Annotated in this window: 1 protein-coding gene and 1 pseudogene; one reads left to right on the top strand and one right to left on the bottom strand. The window is 35.9% G+C overall.

Annotated elements, in window-relative coordinates; genetic code table 11:
• The coding region (locus tag ACFINO_RS10130) for a DUF721 domain-containing protein (RefSeq protein WP_375655693.1) at positions 1–310 on the bottom strand (310 nt) is incomplete at its 3' end.
• A 161-nt stretch (positions 311–471) separates the two neighbouring features.
• Here ACFINO_RS10130 and ACFINO_RS10125 point away from each other — a divergent pair.
• Positions 472–880, top strand: a pseudogene (locus ACFINO_RS10125) (A/G-specific adenine glycosylase); the annotation flags it as partial.

The following is an 880-nucleotide window of genomic DNA, read 5'->3' as shown; positions in this document are numbered from 1 at the left end:
CAATATACCCAAAAAAAACATTAATTCTATGAATCAATTCCGCTGTCTCATGTATCAATTTTAACGCAACAAACCCTTCACACGCGACAATAAGTGTTCCAGGTTGGAAAATTTCATCTTGATCCACGCGACGTTTCCAAATAATTTTAAGTGGTACTGTATGCTCAGCGATATCGCGTCCTGCAATCTGTGACCAATTCTCTATAAGCGCCACATTAAGTCCTGTTCGCTTACGTAAAATTGGATCAAGCATTTTAAATATTATCTCAGAAAGAGAATAAAAATGGCGCTTTTGAAATTGTTTGCTCATTTTTCTAAATCATCATCAAAATATTTACTAAATTATAAAAATTCCTTCTTTCATCTAAGAGCTTTTACCCTCAAAAACTCATTAAATATCGACAAAATCCGATAATTACTTAATCAAAAGTCCTATAATAAGGAAGAAACAAATTATGAATTGCAAAATAAATGCTTTTTTCTTTTGCATTTTATATCTCCCTATGGTTGACAAAAATCATGCATGAAATTTCTTTGCGCCTTCTTTCTTGGTACGATCAAAAGCACCGGCATCTCCCATGGCGTATTACCCCCAAAGAACAAATGCAAGGCATCCGCCCCGATCCTTATCGCGTTTGGCTTTCTGAAATCATGCTTCAACAAACAACTGTCGAAGCTGTTAAGCCCTATTTTAAAAAATTTCTGCAACTTTGGCCTGATCTTTCTTCTTTAGCAAAAGCTTCACAAGATGATATCATGAAAGCGTGGGCTGGTCTTGGCTATTATTCACGCGCACGCAATCTTAAAAATTGTGCTCAGCAGCTCGTTGAAAACTACGGAGGACAATTTCCACAATCTATAAAAGTATTGCGTTCTCTAT

The organism is Bartonella sp. AA83SXKL (genome assembly GCF_042196965.1).
Taxonomy (GTDB): domain Bacteria; phylum Pseudomonadota; class Alphaproteobacteria; order Rhizobiales; family Rhizobiaceae; genus Bartonella.
This window is presented reverse-complemented; position numbering and strand designations above follow the sequence as displayed.